Here is a 21,550-nt window from a genome sequence, read left to right as displayed (position 1 = left end):
GCTAAATTCCTCCTAAGTACTAACTGAATTGTCATTTATTATATCATTCTACCCGTTCGATTCAAAAATGACACGCCCCAAACCAACCTGCATGCAATCAACGGCTTACTGGAGCTATTGTCATCATATAGAGCTGATCATTCCCATGAATGTCTGTCCTAAATGACTGGCAACAAAGCAAAGGCCAACTCATCCTTCTAAGAGTTGGCCTTATCATCATCCCATTATTTTGTCATAGCTGCCACAATCAGATCGCCCATTGCTTCCGTTCCGATCGCCTTAGACTTATCTGTAGCGATATCGCCTGTCCGATGTCCGCTATCCAGCACTTCCTTCACTGCATCTTCAATGGATTGTGCCGCATCTTCATAGCCGAATGTCAATCGGAACATGAGAGCAACCGATAGAATGGTCGCAATTGGATTCGCAATTCCTTGCCCTGCAATATCCGGCGCCGAACCATGTACGGGCTCATACAGACCGAAGCTGCCTTCCCCTAAGGAAGCAGAGGATAGCATGCCAATAGAACCAGTGAGCATGGCTGCTTCATCACTTAAGATATCACCGAACATATTCTCGGTGACGATAACGTCGAAGCTAGCCGGACGACGCAGCAGCTGCATCGCGCAGTTATCCACCAATACATGCTCCAGCTCCACATCTGGATATTCAGGTGCAACGCGGTTCACCGTCTCTCTCCACAAGCGCGAAGTCTCAAGCACGTTCGCCTTATCTACCGAAGCCAGCTTCTTGCGGCGCTTCTGAGCAACCTCGAATGCTTGGCGTACAATGCGCTCGACTTCCTGTACATTGTAGACACAAGTATCAACGGCTTCCTGTCCATGTTCGCTCTCGCGGCGGAACTTCTCTCCGAAGTAAATCCCGCCTGTCAGTTCACGTACGACAATTAGATCCGTACCTTCAAGCACTTCAGGCTTCAATGTGGATGCATCCTTCAAACAGTCAAATACGACTGCAGGACGAATATTAGAGAATAAACCAAGCGCCTTGCGAATGCCAAGCAGTCCAGTCTCAGGACGAAGCTCCTTCGGATTGTTGTCCCACTTCGGTCCTCCAACTGCTCCTAATAGAACCGCATCTGCATCCTTGCATAGAGCCAGCGTCTCCTCAGGCAGCGGCGTTCCCTTCTCGTCTATCGCGACTCCCCCGAACAGTCCATGACTCGTCTCGAACGAATATCCGAAAAGTTCCTCCGTACGCTTCAATACCTTCTCCGCTTCTCTTACGACTTCCGGTCCGATTCCATCGCCAGCAACAATCGCTATCTTCTTCACTTCTGCCATGTCTGCCACTCCTCGTTCAAGTAATGTTATTCCTGTTGTATCACAAATGAACGAGGTTGGCTAAGATATAAAAGCTATTGTTTTTATAGGTAAAAACTATTAAAGAATCTTCCATGTCAATCTTCGCATTATTTGACTTTAAGCAAATAGCCCTTCGGATTGAAGGTCAGGAAAAATTTATGCTGGTTGCTATCAATGATAAATTGATCATTTTCCAACAGGAATTTTTGAACCGCCTCCATCGGCCCTGGCCCGAATGCAGGCATTATCGGATGGCCGTTAACCAGAGTATCCTCGACGATTAGATAACTGCCTTTGGTTACTAACTGGTTATATAAAGAGAGTTCTTGAAATACATGCTCTTCCGTATGCTCCGAATCTAGTATGACTAACACTACATCTTCAGGAGAAATTTGTTGTTTCACTTGATTGATGATCTCTGGCGAGATCGTATCCCCTAATAGATACGTAATTCTCTCATGTTGCGGGCGTGCTATTTCCACAATATCAATCGTAATTACCTTTCCCGATCCTAGCAAATCACACATATGTGCTAAAAACAGAGCACTTCCGCCAAGGTTGGTTCCACATTCAACGATAACATCTGGCTTAACCCGAAATAATATTTCTTGATATAGAAATAAATCCAACGGGCATTTATAAATGTGTTGTCCCATCCAATATGTGTTCATCCATACAAGACTATCATAATAATGAGAGGTAAAATCAGCAACGGTAGAGTTCAAATCATCATCTCCTTATGTGCAGCCATGTAGATGTACGATTTCAATATATGAATACGGAAAAGGAAATGTGATAGGAATACGAATCTAATCTAGGATTCTTATATAAACTCCGCAGAATTGTACTTTTCCATGTCATGATCTGCCGTCTCTTCTCATTCGAGAGAGCCATAGAATGAAATAACTAGCAAGAAACAAGTCTTTCATAGGGAGGGAAGATGAGATGTACACCATCCCCGATCAGTACTATGGCCGAACCAAAGAGTGGGCGATTTCCTATGCGAATGAACACCGAATTCCAATCGAAGGGATTTACAAAGTGATTCACCCGCAAGAGACGCTCGCACTACGACCAACAAAGGGATTCGATCCTATGAGATGGCCGATAACATGCAACTATGAGGAAGCCTTCGTAGCTACCGTGCCGTACGGCCGTCTTGCTACGGGGAACTGCTATGTCATCACACCGGATAACAAACGCTTGCTCGATGTCGAATATTTTTACCCCTATGACATGTTGTCACTTTCACCACCCGTCTACCAATCAGGTACGGTGGGCACTGTCGTATGGGGGTGGAATATTCCTGAGCTGGTGTTCACACAAGCCATTTTCGGACATTGGTTTTTTGACATATTGCCGCGATTTCACTTGCTCCAGCAGAGCGGAATACCAATTGACAAATATGTCATCGGCAAACTAACGCATTCCTTCCAATATGAATCGTTGGACATGCTGGGTATCCCGCTTGAGCGGCTTATTCAGGCCGATCGAAATGAATTCCATATCATGGCCGAGAGACTTCTTGTCCCTGCAGTACCGTGGATGACAGGCAAAGGTCCTCGCTGGGCATATGAGTATATACGGAGACAACTGAAAGACAACCATCCGGTTCAGCCTATCAGCGGGTATGAACGAATTTACGTCAGTAGACAGGATGCTTTCGCTCGCTACGTGATCAATGAAGATGAGGTGCTGGAACTGTTGCATTCCAAAGGATTTACCAAAATTGTGCTTACTCCGCTAACAACTGCTGAGAAGATCGCGATATACTCTTCTGCTCAAGCAGTCGTCGCCCCCTTCGGGAGCGGGAATATTAACTTTGCCTTCTGCAATCCCGGAACGAAGGTCATTGAACTGACGCCGCATACTGTTACGGACGATTACTTTTGGAAAATAAGCAATCATGCAGGGCTTGACTACTATGAAATCATCTGCGACATTGAGTACCCTGCAAAGCCGGTCGGAGGTGCCGATAACTTGTATGTGGATGTGAATAAGCTGCGGCACGTGCTTCATCTGGCTGGAATCGAATAGGAGATGTTAATATGAGCCAGCTTAAACAGACTCTTGAATTAGCCGGGATATAAACCCCCGGCTTTCTTTATTTTGCAAGGATAGCCTTCTATCGAATGCGGCCAGACTCTCCAACCTCTCTTTTGGCACGAACGTCTGCATTTCACCCATTTTAGACGCAATCATTTGTTATGCCTAAGTCGTCCCCCTCACAATCATCATAATGTATCAGTACAGACTCTGTGGTCAGGAGGAAATGCTTCGTGTCAAGCAAGCAAAAGACTGTAATTATTGGTGCAGGCGGACATGCAAAAGTGATTATCGATATTTTGCAGCATGATTCATCGATAGAGATCATTGGATGTACGGACAAATCGGAGAAGCCGCAGATTATGGGAATTCCCTTATTAGGCGATGATTCTATCTTGCCTACTTTATTCGCGGATGACATACGCCATGCCTTTGTAGCAATCGGAGACAACAAGTTGCGTTACAAAATAGCAGTTCAAGTAGAGAAGCTGGGCTTTACCCTGATCAATGCCATCAGCCCGTTCGCTTATGTTGCCCCCTCTTCACAGTTAGGATCAGGAATTGCGATCATGCACAACGCGGTCATAAATTCAGAAGCTCAAGTCCATCACTACGCAGTCATTAACACAGGTGCCACAATCGATCATGAATCCGTGATAGAGCGAGCGTGTCATATTGCTCCTGGCACCACACTCTCTGGGAATGTACATGTTAAAGAAGGAAGCTTTCTCGGCACAGGCTCCAAAGTAATCGACGGGGTTACCATTGGAGCATGGTCTATTTTGGGGGCTGGTTCTGTTGCCATTCGCAATATTCCAGAATCCTGTGTTGCTGTTGGGGTTCCAGCTCGCGTCATTAAGCAGATTCACATTTAAATCGAGCTAATTGCAGACATGAATGTTGGAGGGAAATAACATGAACAAATACTACCCTATAGCAACCCCTGTCTTGAATGGAAATGAAACGAAATATGTGCTGGATTGTTTGAATACGACCTGGATCTCTTCCAACGGCCCATATCTGGATCAATTCGAGCAGCAATTCGCTGCCTTCTGCCAATCGAAGCATGCAATCGCCTGCAGCAATGGAACAACAGCACTGCATCTTGCCCTGCTTGCTCATGATGTCGGGCCAGGTGACGAAGTCATCGTACCTACACTTACGTTCGTTGCGACAGCAAATGCGGTGACGTATTGCGGCGCACTACCTGTATTCGTTGACGTTGAAGCCGATACGTGGAACATGGACATTCGAGCAATCGAGCAAAAAATCACTTCCCGTACGAAGGGCATTATCGCGGTACATCTATATGGACATCCCGCCGACATGGATCCAATCATGGAGCTTGCTCACAAATATGATCTGTTTGTCATTGAAGATGCTGCTGAAGCGATTGGGGCGCAGTACAAAGGGAGAATGGCAGGAGCGCTGGGACATACAGCGACATTCAGCCTATTCGGCAATAAAGTCATTACAACTGGGGAAGGCGGTGTTGTCACCACAGATAACGAAGCCATTGCGGAGAAAATAAGATTGCTGCGAGGCCAAGGGATAGATAAGAACAAAAAGTATTGGCATCCGGTCATCGGTTACAACTATCGGATGACGAATATTCAAGCCGCTATCGGATGCGCCCAACTGGAGAAGGTTGAGTGGCATATACGAGAGCGAATTCGGGTAGCAATGCATTATTATGATTACTTGCAGCATGACAGCAGACTAACACTGCCTGTACAACGAATATGGGCCAAAAATGTATTCTGGATGTTCAGTATTGTGTTGAACGGCCGTTCCGAGCAGCAGCGAGATCATGTCATGCAGCAACTGAAGGACAAAGGAATTGAAACCCGGCCATTCTTCTATCCGATGCACATCCTTCCTCCCTATCGCGATGGTCAGCTATATGAAGAATATCCGATCGCCAACCGAATTGCATCGCAAGGTATGAATCTTCCCAGCCACGGCGAATTAACCAAACAGGATATTCAGTATATCTGCCAATCCTTGCAAGATATACTGTGACGAACAAATGAGCTGTTAGGAGGAGACATTATTGGATCTGCAATTTCGACTCATCCATTTCATACAAGCAATCTGGAGGCAGGATGGTCAACATTTCATCACCGAGCTGTTTCGACAGCTCCTTAACCGCGAACCAGGAGCGGTAGAGAGTCAGCACTATATGAGACTGTTGACTTCTCGGCAGACCAAACTAAGTATTATTGAGCAAGTCATGTGCAGTGAGGAGGCAGAGCAGAACTACCTTAGGCCCCCTACAAGTTTTATTCCTACTGAAGCTACTTCCGCTGCTAGTCTCATTCGGCGTTTTTACGCCGCGGAGCCTTTTTTCTTCATCCATTCCTTATATGATGAACTGTTATGCCGCAATCCAGACTCACAGGGCTTGCGAGGCCATTTGAAGGGATTAATGGCCAAACATAGTAAGAAACTAATGCTCCGGCAATTTTTGAATACCACAGAATTTCAACAATTGCTTGCACATCCGCATCCACCGTTGAAATCGGATCCCAACGCTTCTTCTAGTCTAACAGCATTCCCGCGAACTGTTCAGCATGTTGGGATTTTCTTAGCTTATCCGCACCCGCTAGCCATGGATGGTGAAGGAATTGGCCGCTTCCTCTATCGGCTTACGAGAGGAATGTTGTCCAACTTTCCACACGTGCACATTCATATTGCTGCTACTGGCTATAATTACGCCGATGCAGAACAGTCTTTCTCACCGTTAAGACCAATGTTTCCGGGCAGAGTTCATATCCACCATTCCAATAATGTAGAGCATTTCAATACGAATGTACCCGCTGAGATATGGATCGTCCCCATTATCTCGCTCGATTTGGCCATGTTTTTAAAAAAGCCGTATATTTTATGTCTGCATGATCTCGTTCATCATCAGTTTAAAGAGCTTTATTTCTCTACCTACCCAGAATTTTGTCACCGTGTGGATCGAAATGGCTATTATATTTTGCATAAAGCCGCGGCGGTTGTATCGAACTCGAATTATGTACGAACTCACCATGCAATTGGCATTGCTGGGCTGCCTGCACACAAAACGCATGTCATCCGACTTGCTCCACCTAGTGACGAGTATCAAACCTTTTCATTTATGGATCAGCAGCATTTTAGAGTGAAATATCAGCTTCATCATGAATATATCGTTTTTCCAACCGTACTTCGCCTTCACAAAAATTTCGAGCGGCTTCTTGCTGCATTTATTCAATTCCGTTTAACGATAGACGGATACCATTCGCGTCTGCGACTCGTCTTCACTGATCAATTGTCCAGCAGTCCAAAAGAAGCCGATGTCATGCGCATGCTGCATCATGTTCAAGATCCTGAAATTTTAAATAGTCTCATGTTCATCGGCAGAATTCCGACCTCCGACATGCCTTCTCTCTACAAATATGCAATCGGCACAATCGTGCCTACCTTGTTTGAAGGCAGCTGTCCTTTCCCTATTCTTGAATCCTTAACAGTAGGAACACCTGTCGCTGCGGCCAATCTAGAGGTGACGAACGAAATTATTCCCAATATGAGCGCCTTCCTGGCCTTCAATCCATACTCCGTAGACGAGATCGAAGCCAGTCTTCGCGCTCTATGGGTATATCGCCATACCTTAGTGCCAGGACAACAGGCAGTGATTCAAGGAGCAATGCAGCGAAGCTGGTCGGATGTTGCGAACGAATACTACGCCCTTCTCCAACATGTTATATCGAACCCGGTCTAAATCATGCCGTAATATTTCAAATAGGCAACACGGAAGACATGAATATATTGGCTTGCAATATAATCCCACGTGTCTGTTGGATCATTCATGCCTTGCACAGCAGACGATTTGTAATGACTGGAATGTTCAAAAAATAAATTCAGTGCTTGTGCGATGGAATCAGGGGATTCCGGATCGAACCAGATGATCTCCGCGCTATGTCTTGCCATATGCTCTCTCATCACAGGAATATCCGAGCACAGCACCGGTACACCAAGACGCAGCGCTTCTTCTACGGGGTAGCTTCCTCCCCCCTCCGACATGCTCGGCATAATAAGTGCTTGCGCGTTGCGAACTAGAGGAATCACGTTAGAGTCATGAATGAACCCCAGCGGATAGATGTCTGCATCCAAGCGAAGCCCTGTCCTTGATAATAAAGAAATCAGCGTAGGCACATACATTTGTTCCGGCCATTGTGGAGGGACAACTCGCAGCAATTCTGTATGATGTCCAAACAGTACGAGCGGGACTTTGTTAACTGCGGTGCACCTGGAATATCCCAACAGCAGATTATAGTGATTTTTGTGCGGAGATATATTACTTGGGTAGACCACATATTGCGGCGGGAGACGGACGGCCACATCAGGGCTCACGTTATCGCTGACGAGATGACTTATCGGATCTGCTGGCAGTATGGCGTGCGGAATAATGGTCGCGCTGTTGCCTACCTCTCCGAAATGATGGAGCAGCCTAGTCTGTACATGGCGTGAGGATACGACAATTGAGGTCATGTTACTAAGCCATTCCTTCGCTTCCCGCCAAGCCTGCTCAATAACGGCGCCTGACACATAGGGTGGTACAAAGTCAAAGACAGTTGCATCATGAAAGGTGCATATCGTCGGAAGATCTACCTTCACATAAGCAGGCCCATGCGGCCAGAAGAAATACACAACATGGCAATCTGCTAACAGCACCCTCGCTTCTGGCGATTGAATGCTTCCGTTAAAATACACAATGTCGATATTCGGGTAGCTGACCGTATCGGTTCTCTCTTTGAACTTCGTGTCAGGTGCAATGACTAATCGTACGAGATCAATATCAACCTGCCGAGCCATCGCAGGCAGCATATTCGATAGCAATCTTGCTCCGCCGCCTGCCGATATCATATTCGCGCACCATATCATAATTCTCATTATCCACACTCCCTCGGAAGCGATATCTTGTTGAACGCAGCAATCAGTTAATCCTTATGCTGCATTCTGCACTAAGATTCGTGGGAGTAGCCGTGACGCATGAAGCATGCTTCCGAGTACAATAACGATAGCTAGATTGGAGGGAATATTAGGATGGCGCAAGTTATATGGCATGGCACAGTATTCGATTCCACTGGATATGCTAAGGCAACCAGAGAATATGTACTCGCATTGCATGCTGCCGGCGTAGATGTGAGCCTTGAAACCTATCAAGGACTACCGCAAGTAGGACTTCCCCCAGATCAACGTTCTGTACTGGAGCACTTGCTGAGAAAGCGATGCAGCGCTGGTCGCCGCGTTAGTGTATATCATTATATTCCGGATCTCTGGCGGAGAAAGCTTCGGGCTTCATTCGGATTTACCTACTGGGAAACGTCGAAGATACCAGATAATTGGATTAAACAAGCAAATCAAATGAGCGGCATCCTGCTGCCTAGCATTCATAATATCAATGTTTTTCGCCAATCCGGCGTTAATGTACCGCTGCATTACGTTCGGCCCTGTCTCTCCGAACCCTATCATCCACCTTCTCCTGAGCATACACCGCAGTACGTGAATCATTTACCGCCATTCCGATTTTTGTCCGTATGTTCTTGGATTGATCGCAAAGGAATAGACATCTTGCTCAAAGCCTTCTGGAGTGAATTTACGGCGGCTGATCCGGTATGTCTCATTATTAAGACAGCAGGTACCGCAGAGGTATATCACATGATGGAGCATTGGAAGAGAGAACTGCAGCTGACACATCATCCTGCTCAGGTCTATATCGATTTAGAACTGCGCAGCGAGATGGAGATGGATGCCTTATATCGAAGCAGTCATGCATTTGTGCTGCCGAGCCGTGGAGAAGGTGTCGGCTATCCCGTATTGGAAGCCGCTATGAGGGGAGTGCCTATCATTGTAACCGGCTGGGGTGGTCATCTTGATTTCTTGAATGAATATAACAGTTACTTAATCCCCTACCACCTCGTACCCGTAAGGCCTCAGCCTTATTACCAAGGATACCAGAGTGATCAGCTGTGGGCTGAGGCTTCTGTAGACGCCCTGCGCAGCCAGATGCGGCATGTCGTTACCAATTATGCGGAAGCGTCTACCAAGGGCCAAATTGCTATGCACCATACGCTCACTCATTTTTCACCTGATAAGGCAGCTCAGGATCTCATTACTGCCCTATCACGTACAACGGGCTTCACCTTTACCTAGAAGGTGAAGCCCGTATTTATTGCCTTTATTACTCCGGTCTTCCGAGATGTGCCCTAATCTGCTTCAATGCGTCTTCCAGATGTTCAGCCTTAATGGAGTAGATCTGCCCTTCATAGCCCATCGAAGCATGATCATACCTGGAATCATAGTAATGCTCCAGCATGAGCGACACCGCTTCTCCATAGTTCTCCAGGCGAAGTGCTTCTGCAATTGCGTTAGCATGCGGGGTATGCATGCGCCGCTGAATGCGGGCGAATGCCTCACGGATTGCAGTCGGGTGCTTGGAGGGCTCATATTCCTTCACAATATTTCTAACCCGTACCTGTATCGGCAGTTGGATATCAAGCACCGTTCCCGCCTTCTTCGCATCCATCAGAAATTCTGGCAGTATGACCTTCCCGATTCGACGACTCTCCGCCTCCAATAGGAGGCAAGGTACTCTTGCTGACTTTAACTCCTCCAGCTTCTCAAATAGCATCGCATCAAACATCTTCTGATTGTTCGGGACTTGTCCAATATGCCCAAATACAGAGCCTCGATGTCCTGCCATCTCCTCAAGATCAAGGACGGGATACCCTTCCGCTTGAAGCTGCCGAAGCATATCTGTCTTCCCTGTCCCCGTATGTCCGGACAGGACAATGCACGGTATTCGCCAGTCATAGTTCACCAGCGACTCTTGTATCCATTGTCGGTAGGTGCGTATTCCCCCTGACAATCGGTATGGCTTCAATCCCATTAGAGACATCACAGTAGCCATCGTACGGCTTCGCATGCCGCCCCGCCAGCAGTAGATGATGGTCGTCCCTCGAAGCTCCTTGAACTGCTTATATAATGATGGAAGCTTGGCTGACGCGATCTCTAACCCACGTTCCTTGGCCGCTTCTACACTTACTTGCTTGTATATCGTTCCGATCTCCGCCCGTTCTTCATTCGTGAACAAAGGAATATTGATGCTTCCCGGTATTCGGAATTCCTCGAATTCTCCTGGCGAACGCACATCAACAAGCGTTGCCTCCTTGTCCCGCAATGCCATACACTGCTCTAATGAAATATCGTGCATATCTCTCACCTCTTGTTGTCTCTTACAATCTCGTGATATCGAACTATTGTTAAGACTATAGCATTCCGCCCAAGAAATCCACTCTGACAATCGCCGTGCCCTTTTTTACGTTAGGTACATATGTAGTAATAACCCATGATTGCCATCATTGTCTGTTTCCCAGGAGGTGTTTCACATCACGACCGTTAAGGCAGTTATATTAGCTGGCGGAACTGGAACTCGTTTCTGGCCTTTCAGCCGCGCAGATTACCCAAAGCAATTTTTGCCGATTCTTCATCAACAATCGATGCTTGCTGACACGGTGCAGCGAATGCTTCAATATTTACCGCTGGAACATATATATATCGTATCCCTTGAAGAATACATCCCTATTATCCGAAAGCAGCTTCCTGCCTTCCCGCTGCAGAACATTATTGTGGAGCCTATGGCGAGAGATACCGCCGCATGCATCGGTCTTTCTGCGCTTCAATTAAGTGCAGACGACGAAGATCCCATTCTGATTACCTTACCTTCCGATCATTATATTTCGGATCCTGATGCTTTTCACGAAGCACTGCGCACCGCCGTCTATCGTGCAGATCAGGAACGATGTGTCGTTACTTTGGGGGTGAAGCCAACACGCCCTGAGACGGGATACGGATATATCCGTATCCAACAGAACAGCCCTACCCCTACTAACGGAAATGAAGCAACCGATATATCCACTCCACTTACCCCAGTTGAGAAATTCATCGAGAAGCCAGAACTGTCTGTTGCAAACAATATTTTTGCTGATGGCTGCCACTATTGGAATACAGGGACGTTCATTTGGAAAGCTTCAACCATCATGCATCTGATCCATCTGCACCTACCTGACCTGTATCGTTCCTTGTTTGATATGAAGACACTCTTAAACGATCCACATAACGGTCAACAACAGCTCGCAGCAGCATACAGTAGTCTCAAGAAGCAATCCATTGATTATGGCGTTATCGAAAAATGTGAATCCATCTACATGATTCCTGTCCATTACGGCTGGGACGATCTCGGCAATTGGAATGCACTTGAGCGCATACACCAGACCGATGAGCTCCTGAATATTGTTCATGGGCGTCATGAGGGGATCGATACGGAGCGAAGCATTATCTACGGTGCAACAAAGCAGTTAATCGCGACGGTAGGCATTGAAGACATCGTGATCGTTGCCACGGATGATGTGGTTCTCGTCTGTCCGAAAGAACGAACACAGGATATAAAAAAGATGGTGAAGCACTTGAAGCAGCGCGGATACGACACGTTCTTATAGAAAGGTGGATACGACTCGATGTTTCTTCATAATATCGGTACCATCTACGAACCAACAGGATATGCAAAGGCCAATCGGCATGTCGTGCTTGAATTGATGAAGCTGGGGGTGCAGTTTCACTATACACCAGTTCATTCCGAAACAGTCAGGGTCCCTATGACCCCCGATATCGAGGCGGCCTTGCAGGCGATATCGCACACTCCATTGCCAGAGCCCCATATCGTATTTACGCATTACCCTGCGATCCAATTTGTGAAGGACATTCGCCATTACTCAATCGGAATGACGATGTACGAATGCAGCCGTCTGCCGTTCATGTGGTCTCGAAGATGCAGCAATATGGATGAAGTATGGGTACCGTCCACCTTCAATCGAGATACCTTCCACCGGTCTGGAGTCCCGCTGCACAAGATTCACGTCATGCCTTACGGAATCGATTCGAACTTGTTTGCTCCCGGTCACCCCCCATTACCTATTCCGGGCCAACGAAGCTATACCTTCTTATCCGTCTGTTCCTTCGATGACCGCAAAGGCATTGATATCTTACTTACCGCCTTCCTTGAAGAGTTCGCGGAGTCCGAGGATGTATGTCTCATTATCAAAACGCGTGCAACCACTGAAGAGGAGATCGGCAGACAGCAAGCCTATATTGACGCTATCGCCTTCAAGACAGCCGGAAAGTCCCGTTCATCGGTCATTCTCATCTCAGCGATTCACAGTTGGAGCGAGCAGCAGTTAGCTATGCTCTATAACAGTGCAGACAGCTATGTGCTTCCTACACGTGGAGAAGGATGGAGCTTAACCGTAATGGAGGCAATGGCCTCGGGTCTCCCTGTCATTACAACGCGTTGGTCAGCTCATCTTGATTTCGTCAACGATGCGAACGGATACCTCATCTCCGTACAGAAGTTCGCTCCCGCCCACCCTACGAATTCCAGAATGCTGTGGGCAGTTCCAGATGCTATGCATCTAAGACAGCTGATGAGGCATGTATATATGAACCGGGAAGAAGCAGCAGCTAAGGCTGCCCTCGGCCGAAATACGGTAAAGGAGCAATTCACATGGCAAGCAAGCGCAGCCCGCATGCTTCATCGCTTGGCGGAAATAGCCGCGCGTTAAAAAGGGAGATGGCAACGCTATGATCAGCGTCATTGTTCCTACGATCCATCACACCGATCTCGTTAAACATTGTGTGCACAGCTTCATCCATACCGTACATGAGCTGCCCTACGAGATCATCGTTGTCGATGATGGCAGTCCTGCCGCGATTCAAGAAGAACTGGCACGATGGGCTGCTCCGCTCCAGGTGCAATTCATTGCAAAGCCTCATAATCATGGATTCAGCCATACTGTCAACGCTGGCATCCAGCATGCCAAGGGACAATATATTCTGCTCGTCAACAATGACGTGTTCTTCCACGAGCCCGGGTGGCTCCATCATATGGTTGCAACCATGAACAGTGATGCAGCAATCGGCATCGTAGGAGCGAGGCTCCTCTATCCTGATATGACCATACAGCATGGCGGTGTTATCCCGACAGCGAAGGGGCATTTTGACCACCGCTACCGCCGACAGTCAGCTGATTATGAGCCTGCATTAGCCGTAGAAGATATGAATGCCGTAACCGGTGCATTAATGCTAATACGCAAGCAGCTCCTCGACCAGATTGGGCTATTGTCCGAGGAATTCTTCATCGCCTTCGAGGATGTTGACCTCTGTTATCGCGCTAAGGTGCACGGCTCCCGTGTCGTGTATTGCGGAACGGCTAGTGCCATCCATGCGGAAGGGTATACCCGCGGTACGACAAAAGCGAACAAGAATCTATATTGGAGACAAAAAGAAATGGAAGCTCGAAAAAAATTCTGGATGAAATGGGGAGGGAAAATCATCCGATGACAGCTCCTCTGGAAGTCGTATATGTGCTTGAACTGACCGGATTGTCTGGCGGCATCCGCAACGTATTCGAGCAGGTCAACCGCCTGCATGATATGGGGGTCAACGTACAATTATTCGCACTCGATAAGCAGCCTACTTGGTTCCCGCTCAAGGTGCCCGTACGGCGCTTCGGCAATTATCCATCCATGATGCGTGCGCTGACGCCAATGAATTGTATTAAGGTAGCCACCTGGTGGAAGACGCTTGCTGCCGTATGGCATAGCTGCGATCGCAAGCGCGGCGGCAACGGCGTTCCGGTATATCTGGTGCAAGATATTGAGGAGAGTTATTACCCGAACTGGAATGATATGCAGGAGCGAGTTCGCAATACGTACCGTGTGCCCGTGCATATGCTGACGATAGCGGATTGGACGACCAGACAATTGCTGGAGCGGTTCCAGAAGCATGCAAACAACATTTCCATTGCAGTTGATTTCGACCTGTATAAGCCGAATCGCACTCATGACTATGATCCATTCCGTATTCTTGCCTGCAGCCGCCGCAGCCAACACTTGAAGGGATTCGACATTACGGTTCAAGCTGCGAAGGATGTGTGCTCCAGACTGCCACAAGCATCTATGGTCACCTTTGGCGTAGAACCTCCCCATCTGCACGGCATTCCTCATGGCCATTTCTCTCATCCGGATGACCACCATGTTGCCTACTTATATGCCAACTGCGGAGTATTTGTCCAAACCTCCTATCACGAAGGCTTCGGGCTTCCAATATTGGAGGCTATGGCTTGTGGCGCCCCTGTCGTGACCACGAAGGCGGAAGGAAATGAAGAATTCTGCCATAATGAATGGAATTGCATCCTTGTAGACAAAGGAGATGTTGCCGGGGTTGCACAAGGGATCCTGCGCATATTAACCGATCCACAATTCGCCGCACATCTCACAACGAATGCCATGACAACGGTACAACACTATAATTGGCCGCGTGTGATGCATAATCTGCTTACGGTATTTCACGCCGTGACACCTCAATTGCAGCAGTGAATGCATATGAAATAAGCCCCCTCCGAACCTCGGAGCGGGGCTTACTTTATGTGCAGCATATCCTAATTCCTTATTCCCACTTGATAGTGAATGCCGGCAAATACCTCATTCCATACTTGATCACAAGCAGCATCCCATCCGATGGGCAGCTCTAATCCGCATGTATTCGCAAGCGGCCATTCCTTGTCGATGATCCGATGCTCATTTCCGGGATTGACAACCAGCAATCTGAATTGATGCTTCACAAGAGATGCCAATGCTGCTTCCAGTTCCGCTGCCTCGTCATATGATGCATTAAATCGGAAGTAGAAGATACGCTTGCTATGCTCCGCCTTATCTAGAAATCGATGAATTCTCCGCTGAATCGTCTCAATAAATTTCGGATATTTCAACGCGATCCCTCTCCGACGTTCTGTGTACAAAAAATCATGAACTGATTGTACACCATACACCCGGTCTAATATACAATAATTATGACGTTTAAAAATGATGCTCTCCACCACTAAATGATCCGGATGCATGAACTTGGCAAAGCGATTTCGAAGCAATAAGCTTACACCAGGTGTCCAATTGGAGTACATCCAATCCACGACACCACTGTACGGCCGCAAGCCATAGCGTTCCAGCCGTTGAGCCGTATAGCAGTTCGACCCCAAACTGTACACGGCATCGTATACGCCTTTTACATCATACAATCGCAAGGCAATCTCCTCCACTACGTAAGGTTGAACGGTGTCCTATAGGTTTCCTCGGCCATTTTGCCGCCCCACTTCAACTCATAATACCGCTCGTACAAGGGCCAAGTCGTATCAATGATAAAATTGTAATGAGCATCCGATTTCCTCGTTGAGCTTCCATGATGATCGACAGGCAAGCCCGTGAACACTTCATCATATCCTGCCAACCTAAGCCTGCGATGATAGTCTATATCGGCGAAATAACTGCTGAATACCGTGTCCCATGATCCCGCTGCTCTAACTGCCTCCATATTGTAAGCAGCAAGCGCATCGAAGTTCGTTAAGGCAAGCCCCCACTTCCGCCCACTGTTCTTCAACTCCTCAAGCACTCCTAGAAATGCTTCTGGCGTACCCGAATGAGCCTCCGCATCGTTATGCATATAGAACACAGAATCGGCCCCCTGATCGAGAGCCACCCTCTGAAACCAATTCATAGATTGGGTAAACGTCAGCGATACAGGGGGCTCATATACGGTTACGCGCCGAGATAATTCAGAATCATATCTCAAATCGTGCGCGGGAGAGTTATCCAATACGTAAGTATGCTTCCAATACAGTTCGATACTGTCCAAAGCCCGATACAGCAGATCCTTACGGTTCACGTACGGAATTCCCACAACGTAACGCAATGCTGATCACTCCTCATATACAAATTCATTAAGCTTTCCTTATACCTTTATAGATAGCGAATCCGCTCCGCTATTTTCTTCGCCGAGTTCTCCCACGTCCAGTGCGACAGCACAAGCTGGGATACGGCCAGACTTCGCTCTTTCACCACTTCTTGATTCTCGTACACAAAACGCATGACATGAGCTAGATGCTCAAAATCCGGCTCCGCCCATTGAAATCCTGTATAATACGGACATTTCGCCACGGCCGGAATCAATCGCTTCACTTGAATGGGGAAGCCCGTTTGGATGTTCAAAAAGTCCCGCTGCGCACTCCAATCCGTCGCGATAACAGGAATGCCGCAAGCCATCGATTCCAGTATTGGCATTCCCCAGCCTTCTCCCCTTGTAGGCAGCACGAAGCAATCCGCTGAACGATACAAGCTGCCAAGCAAATAAGAAGGAATGGTCTGATTTTCGATAATAATGATTTTGGACTCTGCATGCTTTAGATTCAGCTTGCGAATCTCGGCACGCACGTTTACTTCCGGGTCTTTGTTCGTAATTTTGCAGACAAGCACCACATCATCGAAGGCGAATTCATTGGCGAACGTTCGCAGCATTTCTTCCGGTGCTTTGCGTTCCCCCCACTCGAATACACTTAAGAATGTAAACTTCTCAGAGAACCGGAAAGCACGAATATCCGGGTTGAAATAGTTAGGATCAACCCCTAATGGGATAACATGAATCGGAACATGCACGCCGCTGTTGCGGAAGGTTTCTACATTGAAGCTGGATGGAACCCACACTTCATTCATGCGGTTGCACTGACGCACCCACTCTTCAGGCAGGCCGTCCACTTCCAGCATCGTATAGCCGATCTTGTACCTGCCTTCATTTTTGAAGAACACATCGCCCTGTCCGTACACTACTTCAGGTGCTGATTCATTCCTCTTTCGCATGCTAAATAGATTCACACGATAATCATCGCTCATATTCGGTTCCTTCGTATGGAACGGTGTTCCAGGGCCGTATACATAGCGATAATGCATCTTCACACGCTGTTCGTCGAGAGCAATCATGAGGTTGCGGGAAGAATTCGCATAACCGCTTGGCAGGTTCACAATCGAATGCCAATTCAGCTGTGTATGATACTCTCCTGCAAGCTGGTGGCCCCACTTGCCATGGAAGATGCCTTGCGACTGCAAGAATAATTGGTTGAAATCGATGTTGTTTACCTTCGTAGAGGTGTTCTGCGCATGAACGAGCGTTACTCTTCCATCATAGACAACCCGGAAACCAGCGGCTAATGCCCGCAAGCAATAATCGGTGTCCTCGAAATATGCAAAATAATCGGTATCCAATGAACCAATTAGATTAATCAGCTCACGCTTTATATAGGCACACGCAAATACAACCCCTTGCACATCACGTACACCTTCATATTGACGAATATCTGTCTGTTGTCCACCAATCTGTTGTCCCCAACATGTATCCTCGAAAATATATGTCCCTGCATGCTGAAGCTTCCCGTCTTCACCACGCAATCTGCAGCCTACAACACCGATATTGGGAGCTTGAAAGGCCGTCTCCTGCAAGCGCTCCAGCCAATCTGCCTGTGTAATCAGAATGTCGTTATTCAGCAGCAGAATATCACTGTCTAGATCACAATGAGCAATTGCCAAATTGTTTCCAGCCGTAAACCCTATATTCTGTGGACTCTCAATTAACGTAACCCACTTCAAACCTCGAAGATAGTCCACACTTCCATCCGTGCTTCCATTGTCCAGCACCACAACATCTACCAATTCATGCGCAGCCAATGGGGAAAGCGATGCGATGCATTGCTTCGTATGTTCTAGTCCATTCCATGTCAGGATGACAATTGATACTTTGCGCCGCAGCGGCGGAGCCGGAGCACGATTGCCGATCGTCTTGGCAGGAGGGTATTCCATAATTTCGAATCGTTCAAAGTCAACCGGACCATTATGTCTTGGGGCCTGTGGGGCATGGAGCAGCATCTGGCATTCCGGCGATACCAGAATCCCCATTAAGATTGACATTCGCGGCTTCCCCTGTCTCAGCATGAAGTAATAGTGCCGGAATGCACCGTCCTCCACCTCTCTACACAGCATCTCTCGGTACAGCTCATGCGGAAATTCGTTTGGATCGATTGTCAATAAGGTGTAAATCCGATGAAAGATACGAAATGGAGTGCCGACCATATCGACGGCAACTTCACCAGCGAATGTCTGTTTCAGCTCTTTGCTTTTCAGGAAATGGGTAACAATGGTCATCTTCGTGTGCCCTGCGCGAAGCAGTGCAGTAAAATGGCTTAACCCTGGATAATCCGGCTCTCTATTTAACACCTGTCTATATAGCTCCGACACAAATGCTTCCTCTTCCAAGCGGAACATCTGGTGTAACGTCTGGATGATATTCAAACTCGATCCCTCCATACACATTACGGATGATACGGTCATTTACATTAGTGTATTAGCACAGGTTCCAATTTGCCTGTGTATTTGACAGAAACGGGCGCGAAATAACAATTGGATGTACGCCTAATCAACATCTCCATCATCGCTGAATACAGTGAGTACTAGATTTAGGTGATGGTACATGAATAAGGAGTGAAGAAATGAGACAAATCGTTAAAAATTTGGTGAAAATATGTTCGGACATTCTTCCATATGAAGTGCCAGTATATGAATTTGGAGCGTATCAAGTGCAAGGTCAGGAAGGATTCGCTGATTTGCGCCCCTTCTTCCCTGACAAACCTTATGTCGGCTGTGATATGCGGCCAGGTGTGGGTGTAGATGCGATTTTGGATCTTCATCATATCGACCTCCCTGCGGAGACGGCAGGGCTTGTAATCTCCTTGGATACGCTTGAGCATGTGGAAGATCCCCGTCTTGCCATGCAAGAGGTTCATCGCATCTTAAAACCAAATGGCATTGCCATTATTACCTCGGTCATGAATTTCCCAATCCATGATTATCCAGCCGATTATTGGCGCTTCACACCCCAAGCATTCGCCAGCATCTTGAAGCCATTCGATACGGTAGTAACCGACTATGCCGGGGAAGAACTATTCCCTCACACTGTCATCGGTATCGGCATTAAGGGCAATGCCGTACCTGCCGAGACGATTAACTCGCTCCAGCAATACTTGGACATGTGGAGAGCTGCAAGCTATCACCAGCATTAACAGCTCGGGGGAGGGGAAGTTCAATGAGCTACTTTTTGAACCAAAATCCAGCTTATCAACAATACCAAATCGGTGATTGGTCCTACGGCTACCCTAACGTACTCACATGGGGTGAGAAAGCAACATTAACGATCGGAAAATTCTGTTCATTCGCTTCGAATACGACGATCATGCTGGGCGGAGAACATAACGTGGACTGGGTTACTACCTACCCTTTCAACCCAATATTCCCCAATGCAGCAGGCTTCCTTGGACATCCCAAAACAAAGGGTGATGTTACGATTGGCCACGATGTATGGATTGGCTTCGACTCGCTAATTCTTTCTGGAGTATCGATTGGAAATGGTGCAGTCATTGCAGCAAGGAGCATCGTTACGAAGAACATTCCTGCTTATGCGATTGCCGGCGGCAACCCGGCTCGTGTGATTCGTTATCGCTTCCCACCTTCCATCATTGACGATTTGCAGCGTATCGCATGGTGGGATTGGCCACTAGAGTACATCACAGTCGCTTGGCCCCTCCTTCTCTCCAATAGAATCGAGGATTTCATTCGCACGTACAAAACGTGGTGATCATGGGAGGCAACAGAAGTGATTTATTTCTGGAATCAGGTCGTACATCCTATTCTTCAGCTGACAAGGCCGAAAGTGATCGTAGAAATAGGATGTGCCCAAGGATATAACACCGTTAATTTGCTCGAATATGTAAAGCCGATGGAGAACGGTCAGCTAGTGGCAATCGATCCCTCTCCCCTGTTCGATATTGAACGAATGAAGCAGTTATATGGCCATAAATTCCTTCTCGTGCAAGATTACAGCCTGAAAGTCCTACCGCACATTCACACATGCGATGCCGCGTTTATTGACGGGGATCATAATTGGTATACCGTGTACAACGAACTGAAGCAATTCGAGCGCATCAAGAAGTTCCCGATCATCTTCCTTCATGATCTGGAATGGCCTTATGGCAGGCGAGATATGTATTATTTCCCTGAATCAATTCCGGCGGAGTTCCGCAAGCCGAGCGCTAAGAAGGGGATCTTGCCAGGAATCAATGAGCTTGTAGACAATGGACATAATGATTCTGTCCACAACGCGGCATATGAAAATGGAGATCGTAACGGAGTATTGACTGCAGTAGAAGATTTTATGAAGGAAGCCCAAATCCCGCTCCAGCTGCATCGCGTACGCAGCCAGTTCGGACTAGGCATCATTGTGCCAGACATTACAGAAACACATCATTACTTCAATCGCGAAATACGCCGAATAATTGAACAATCCGGTCTGTAATGCAACCGTTCTATGTATCTCTAGCCACAGATTCTCCTTTTATCTGCGGCTAGAATACACCCTATGCTATTATAATCCCGAAGCTGCCAGAATCGTTTGGACATGTATATCGATCGATGGGTGCTTCGGTGCAATAATACCTAGCCCGCTATTGGACAAGGCTTGATGATAGCTGACGTACCAAGGCGTCTGCTGCAGGAAGTCCTCAACAGCAGTCAACACGCCATTGCGAGCTCCTCCTTCATAGAGTGCATTATTCAGTAAATTGTTTGCCCCTGCGCCATGAACGAGCTGCGATTGACCTGATACCATCCCCATCTTCGCATAAGGGTGCACAAAACCTGCGGGAATCGATTCCGGGAAATAATACATATCTCTTCTACCATACGGCCATTGTGTGTCATGCAGAAAAACTAGCGGGAACCGTTCCTGCTGCTGAGCCATTATCTCAACTAACTTCAGTTCATGATATACGGTATACCAATTATGATCCCCATCGATCAGGATACAATCAAATTGCTTCAGGTGCGGAAGAATTTCTAAACTATAGTCCAGCAGCATATGAAATTCCTTGTGGAAATGCATCTTAAACTGCTGAATATCAAATCTCGGTGCTGGATCTATAACAAATAATTCACCATTCACCGCACGACAATACTGCAATAAGTTGCTCGTATTCAAACCATGCTCCGCACCAATCTCTACGATTCTCTTCACACCAAATGATTGCAAAAGTGGAAGTATAATTTTTTCCCAAAATGCAAGCACCTTACTCACCTCCGTATATCACTATATGCGATTCAACGAACTTGGTATAAACATTCTTCCCTACACGATCAAAATGGGACTCGCTATGTTCGAGCGAGAATTTCAAT

Annotated in this window: 20 protein-coding genes; 12 read left to right on the top strand and 8 right to left on the bottom strand. The window is 47.3% G+C overall.

Annotated elements, in window-relative coordinates; all coding sequences use genetic code 11:
- Positions 1-224 precede the first annotated feature (224 nt).
- Positions 225-1,304 (bottom strand): 3-isopropylmalate dehydrogenase, encoded by a 1,080-nt coding sequence (gene leuB, locus RQP50_RS02975; RefSeq protein WP_315743127.1) that lies wholly within the window; start codon positions 1,302-1,304, stop codon positions 225-227.
- Between the two features lie 128 nt (positions 1,305-1,432).
- Entirely contained in the window at positions 1,433-1,996 is a 564-nt protein-coding gene (locus tag RQP50_RS02970; RefSeq protein WP_083544851.1) for a CmcI family methyltransferase, read from the bottom strand.
- Positions 1,997-2,270: 274 nt separating this feature from the next.
- Here RQP50_RS02970 and RQP50_RS02965 point away from each other — a divergent pair, with 274 nt between their 5' ends.
- The 4 genes from RQP50_RS02965 to RQP50_RS02950 all read left to right on the top strand — a co-directional run bounded on the left by RQP50_RS02965 (position 2,271) and on the right by RQP50_RS02950 (position 7,116).
- Positions 2,271-3,362 carry a glycosyltransferase family 61 protein gene (locus tag RQP50_RS02965; protein ID WP_072727210.1) on the top strand — a complete coding sequence of 364 codons (1,092 nt, stop codon included), beginning with the start codon at positions 2,271-2,273 and terminating at the stop codon, positions 3,360-3,362.
- Positions 3,363-3,604: 242 nt separating this feature from the next.
- Positions 3,605-4,246 carry an acetyltransferase gene (locus RQP50_RS02960; RefSeq protein ID WP_072727211.1) on the top strand — a complete coding sequence of 214 codons (642 nt, stop codon included), beginning with the start codon at positions 3,605-3,607 and terminating at the stop codon, positions 4,244-4,246.
- Between the two features lie 40 nt (positions 4,247-4,286).
- Complete coding sequence (locus tag RQP50_RS02955; RefSeq protein WP_142543971.1) at positions 4,287-5,393, top strand: DegT/DnrJ/EryC1/StrS family aminotransferase; 1,107 nt, start codon at positions 4,287-4,289, stop codon at positions 5,391-5,393.
- Between the two features lie 31 nt (positions 5,394-5,424).
- Positions 5,425-7,116, top strand: a complete 1,692-nt coding sequence (locus tag RQP50_RS02950) for a DUF4214 domain-containing protein (RefSeq protein WP_315743121.1) — start codon at positions 5,425-5,427, stop codon at positions 7,114-7,116.
- Here the strand turns inward: RQP50_RS02950 and RQP50_RS02945 are convergent.
- Positions 7,113-8,288: a glycosyltransferase gene (locus tag RQP50_RS02945; RefSeq protein ID WP_072727213.1), complete on the bottom strand. Its 1,176-nt coding sequence runs from the start codon at positions 8,286-8,288 to the stop codon at positions 7,113-7,115. The two genes, RQP50_RS02950 and RQP50_RS02945, sit on opposite strands and share 4 nt — an antisense overlap.
- Before the next feature lie 153 nt (positions 8,289-8,441).
- Between RQP50_RS02945 and RQP50_RS02940 the strand changes: the two genes are divergently transcribed.
- The gene (locus RQP50_RS02940) at positions 8,442-9,551 is read left to right on the top strand and encodes a glycosyltransferase family 4 protein (RefSeq protein ID WP_315743117.1); all 1,110 of its coding nucleotides are present in this window, start codon (positions 8,442-8,444) and stop codon (positions 9,549-9,551) included.
- Positions 9,552-9,579: 28 nt separating this feature from the next.
- On the opposite strand, the gene mnmH is transcribed toward RQP50_RS02940, so the two are convergent.
- Positions 9,580-10,611 (bottom strand): tRNA 2-selenouridine(34) synthase MnmH, encoded by a 1,032-nt coding sequence (gene mnmH / locus RQP50_RS02935; protein WP_072727215.1) that lies wholly within the window; start codon positions 10,609-10,611, stop codon positions 9,580-9,582.
- A 148-nt stretch (positions 10,612-10,759) separates the two neighbouring features.
- Here mnmH and RQP50_RS02930 point away from each other — a divergent pair, with 148 nt between their 5' ends.
- Genes RQP50_RS02930 through RQP50_RS02915 form a run of 4 tightly spaced genes read left to right on the top strand, consistent with a single transcriptional unit; the run spans position 10,760 to position 14,830 of the window.
- Complete coding sequence (locus RQP50_RS02930) at positions 10,760-11,896, top strand: mannose-1-phosphate guanylyltransferase (protein WP_315743114.1); 1,137 nt, start codon at positions 10,760-10,762, stop codon at positions 11,894-11,896.
- 18 nt (positions 11,897-11,914) lie between these two features.
- Complete coding sequence (locus tag RQP50_RS02925; protein ID WP_315743112.1) at positions 11,915-13,015, top strand: glycosyltransferase; 1,101 nt, start codon at positions 11,915-11,917, stop codon at positions 13,013-13,015.
- Positions 13,016-13,034: 19 nt separating this feature from the next.
- Positions 13,035-13,793 carry a glycosyltransferase family 2 protein gene (locus RQP50_RS02920; protein ID WP_072727217.1) on the top strand — a complete coding sequence of 253 codons (759 nt, stop codon included), beginning with the start codon at positions 13,035-13,037 and terminating at the stop codon, positions 13,791-13,793.
- Complete coding sequence (locus tag RQP50_RS02915) at positions 13,790-14,830, top strand: glycosyltransferase family 4 protein (protein WP_072727218.1); 1,041 nt, start codon at positions 13,790-13,792, stop codon at positions 14,828-14,830. Before RQP50_RS02920 ends, RQP50_RS02915 begins: the two co-directional genes overlap by 4 nt.
- A gap of 62 nt (positions 14,831-14,892) precedes the next feature.
- On the opposite strand, the gene RQP50_RS02910 is transcribed toward RQP50_RS02915, so the two are convergent.
- From RQP50_RS02910 to RQP50_RS02900, 3 genes are read right to left on the bottom strand one after another with little or no spacing between them, the layout of a single operon-like run.
- Positions 14,893-15,531, bottom strand: a complete 639-nt coding sequence (locus tag RQP50_RS02910) for a DUF1796 family putative cysteine peptidase (RefSeq protein ID WP_315743109.1) — start codon at positions 15,529-15,531, stop codon at positions 14,893-14,895.
- Positions 15,532-15,545: 14 nt separating this feature from the next.
- The gene (locus tag RQP50_RS02905) at positions 15,546-16,196 is read right to left on the bottom strand and encodes a glycosyltransferase family 2 protein (protein WP_072727220.1); all 651 of its coding nucleotides are present in this window, start codon (positions 16,194-16,196) and stop codon (positions 15,546-15,548) included.
- Positions 16,197-16,243: 47 nt separating this feature from the next.
- On the bottom strand, positions 16,244-18,619 hold the full coding sequence (locus tag RQP50_RS02900) for a DUF4214 domain-containing protein (RefSeq protein WP_315743107.1): 2,376 nt from the start codon (positions 18,617-18,619) through the stop codon (positions 16,244-16,246).
- A 197-nt stretch (positions 18,620-18,816) separates the two neighbouring features.
- On the opposite strand from RQP50_RS02900, the gene RQP50_RS02895 reads away from it, so the two are divergent.
- Genes RQP50_RS02895 through RQP50_RS02885 form a run of 3 tightly spaced genes read left to right on the top strand, consistent with a single transcriptional unit; the run spans position 18,817 to position 20,675 of the window.
- On the top strand, positions 18,817-19,386 hold the full coding sequence (locus RQP50_RS02895) for a class I SAM-dependent methyltransferase (protein ID WP_315743105.1): 570 nt from the start codon (positions 18,817-18,819) through the stop codon (positions 19,384-19,386).
- A 23-nt stretch (positions 19,387-19,409) separates the two neighbouring features.
- Entirely contained in the window at positions 19,410-19,958 is a 549-nt protein-coding gene (locus RQP50_RS02890) for a CatB-related O-acetyltransferase (RefSeq protein ID WP_021254495.1), read from the top strand.
- An 18-nt stretch (positions 19,959-19,976) separates the two neighbouring features.
- Positions 19,977-20,675: a class I SAM-dependent methyltransferase gene (locus RQP50_RS02885; protein ID WP_174809177.1), complete on the top strand. Its 699-nt coding sequence runs from the start codon at positions 19,977-19,979 to the stop codon at positions 20,673-20,675.
- Between the two features lie 69 nt (positions 20,676-20,744).
- Here RQP50_RS02885 and RQP50_RS02880 read toward each other — a convergent pair whose 3' ends face one another.
- On the bottom strand, positions 20,745-21,443 hold the full coding sequence (locus RQP50_RS02880) for a class I SAM-dependent methyltransferase (RefSeq protein ID WP_021254493.1): 699 nt from the start codon (positions 21,441-21,443) through the stop codon (positions 20,745-20,747).
- Positions 21,444-21,550 lie beyond the last annotated feature (107 nt).

Source organism: Paenibacillus suaedae (assembly GCF_032337355.1).
Classification (GTDB): domain Bacteria; phylum Bacillota; class Bacilli; order Paenibacillales; family Paenibacillaceae; genus Paenibacillus_B; species Paenibacillus_B suaedae.
Note: the sequence above shows the minus strand (reverse complement) of the source record. Positions and strands in the feature narration are given on the sequence as shown.

Coding starts and splice junctions, on each gene's coding strand:
- RQP50_RS02895 (WP_315743105.1), top strand. CDS start 18,817: ATGAGACAAATCGTTAAAAATTTGGTGAAAATATGTTCGGACATTCTT.
- leuB (WP_315743127.1), bottom strand. CDS start 1,304: ATGGCAGAAGTGAAGAAGATAGCGATTGTTGCTGGCGATGGAATCGGA.
- RQP50_RS02970 (WP_083544851.1), bottom strand. CDS start 1,996: ATGAACACATATTGGATGGGACAACACATTTATAAATGCCCGTTGGAT.
- RQP50_RS02890 (WP_021254495.1), top strand. CDS start 19,410: ATGAGCTACTTTTTGAACCAAAATCCAGCTTATCAACAATACCAAATC.
- RQP50_RS02955 (WP_142543971.1), top strand. CDS start 4,287: ATGAACAAATACTACCCTATAGCAACCCCTGTCTTGAATGGAAATGAA.
- RQP50_RS02965 (WP_072727210.1), top strand. CDS start 2,271: ATGTACACCATCCCCGATCAGTACTATGGCCGAACCAAAGAGTGGGCG.
- RQP50_RS02940 (WP_315743117.1), top strand. CDS start 8,442: ATGGCGCAAGTTATATGGCATGGCACAGTATTCGATTCCACTGGATAT.
- RQP50_RS02920 (WP_072727217.1), top strand. CDS start 13,035: ATGATCAGCGTCATTGTTCCTACGATCCATCACACCGATCTCGTTAAA.
- mnmH (WP_072727215.1), bottom strand. CDS start 10,611: ATGCACGATATTTCATTAGAGCAGTGTATGGCATTGCGGGACAAGGAG.
- RQP50_RS02925 (WP_315743112.1), top strand. CDS start 11,915: ATGTTTCTTCATAATATCGGTACCATCTACGAACCAACAGGATATGCA.
- RQP50_RS02915 (WP_072727218.1), top strand. CDS start 13,790: ATGACAGCTCCTCTGGAAGTCGTATATGTGCTTGAACTGACCGGATTG.
- RQP50_RS02945 (WP_072727213.1), bottom strand. CDS start 8,288: ATGAGAATTATGATATGGTGCGCGAATATGATATCGGCAGGCGGCGGA.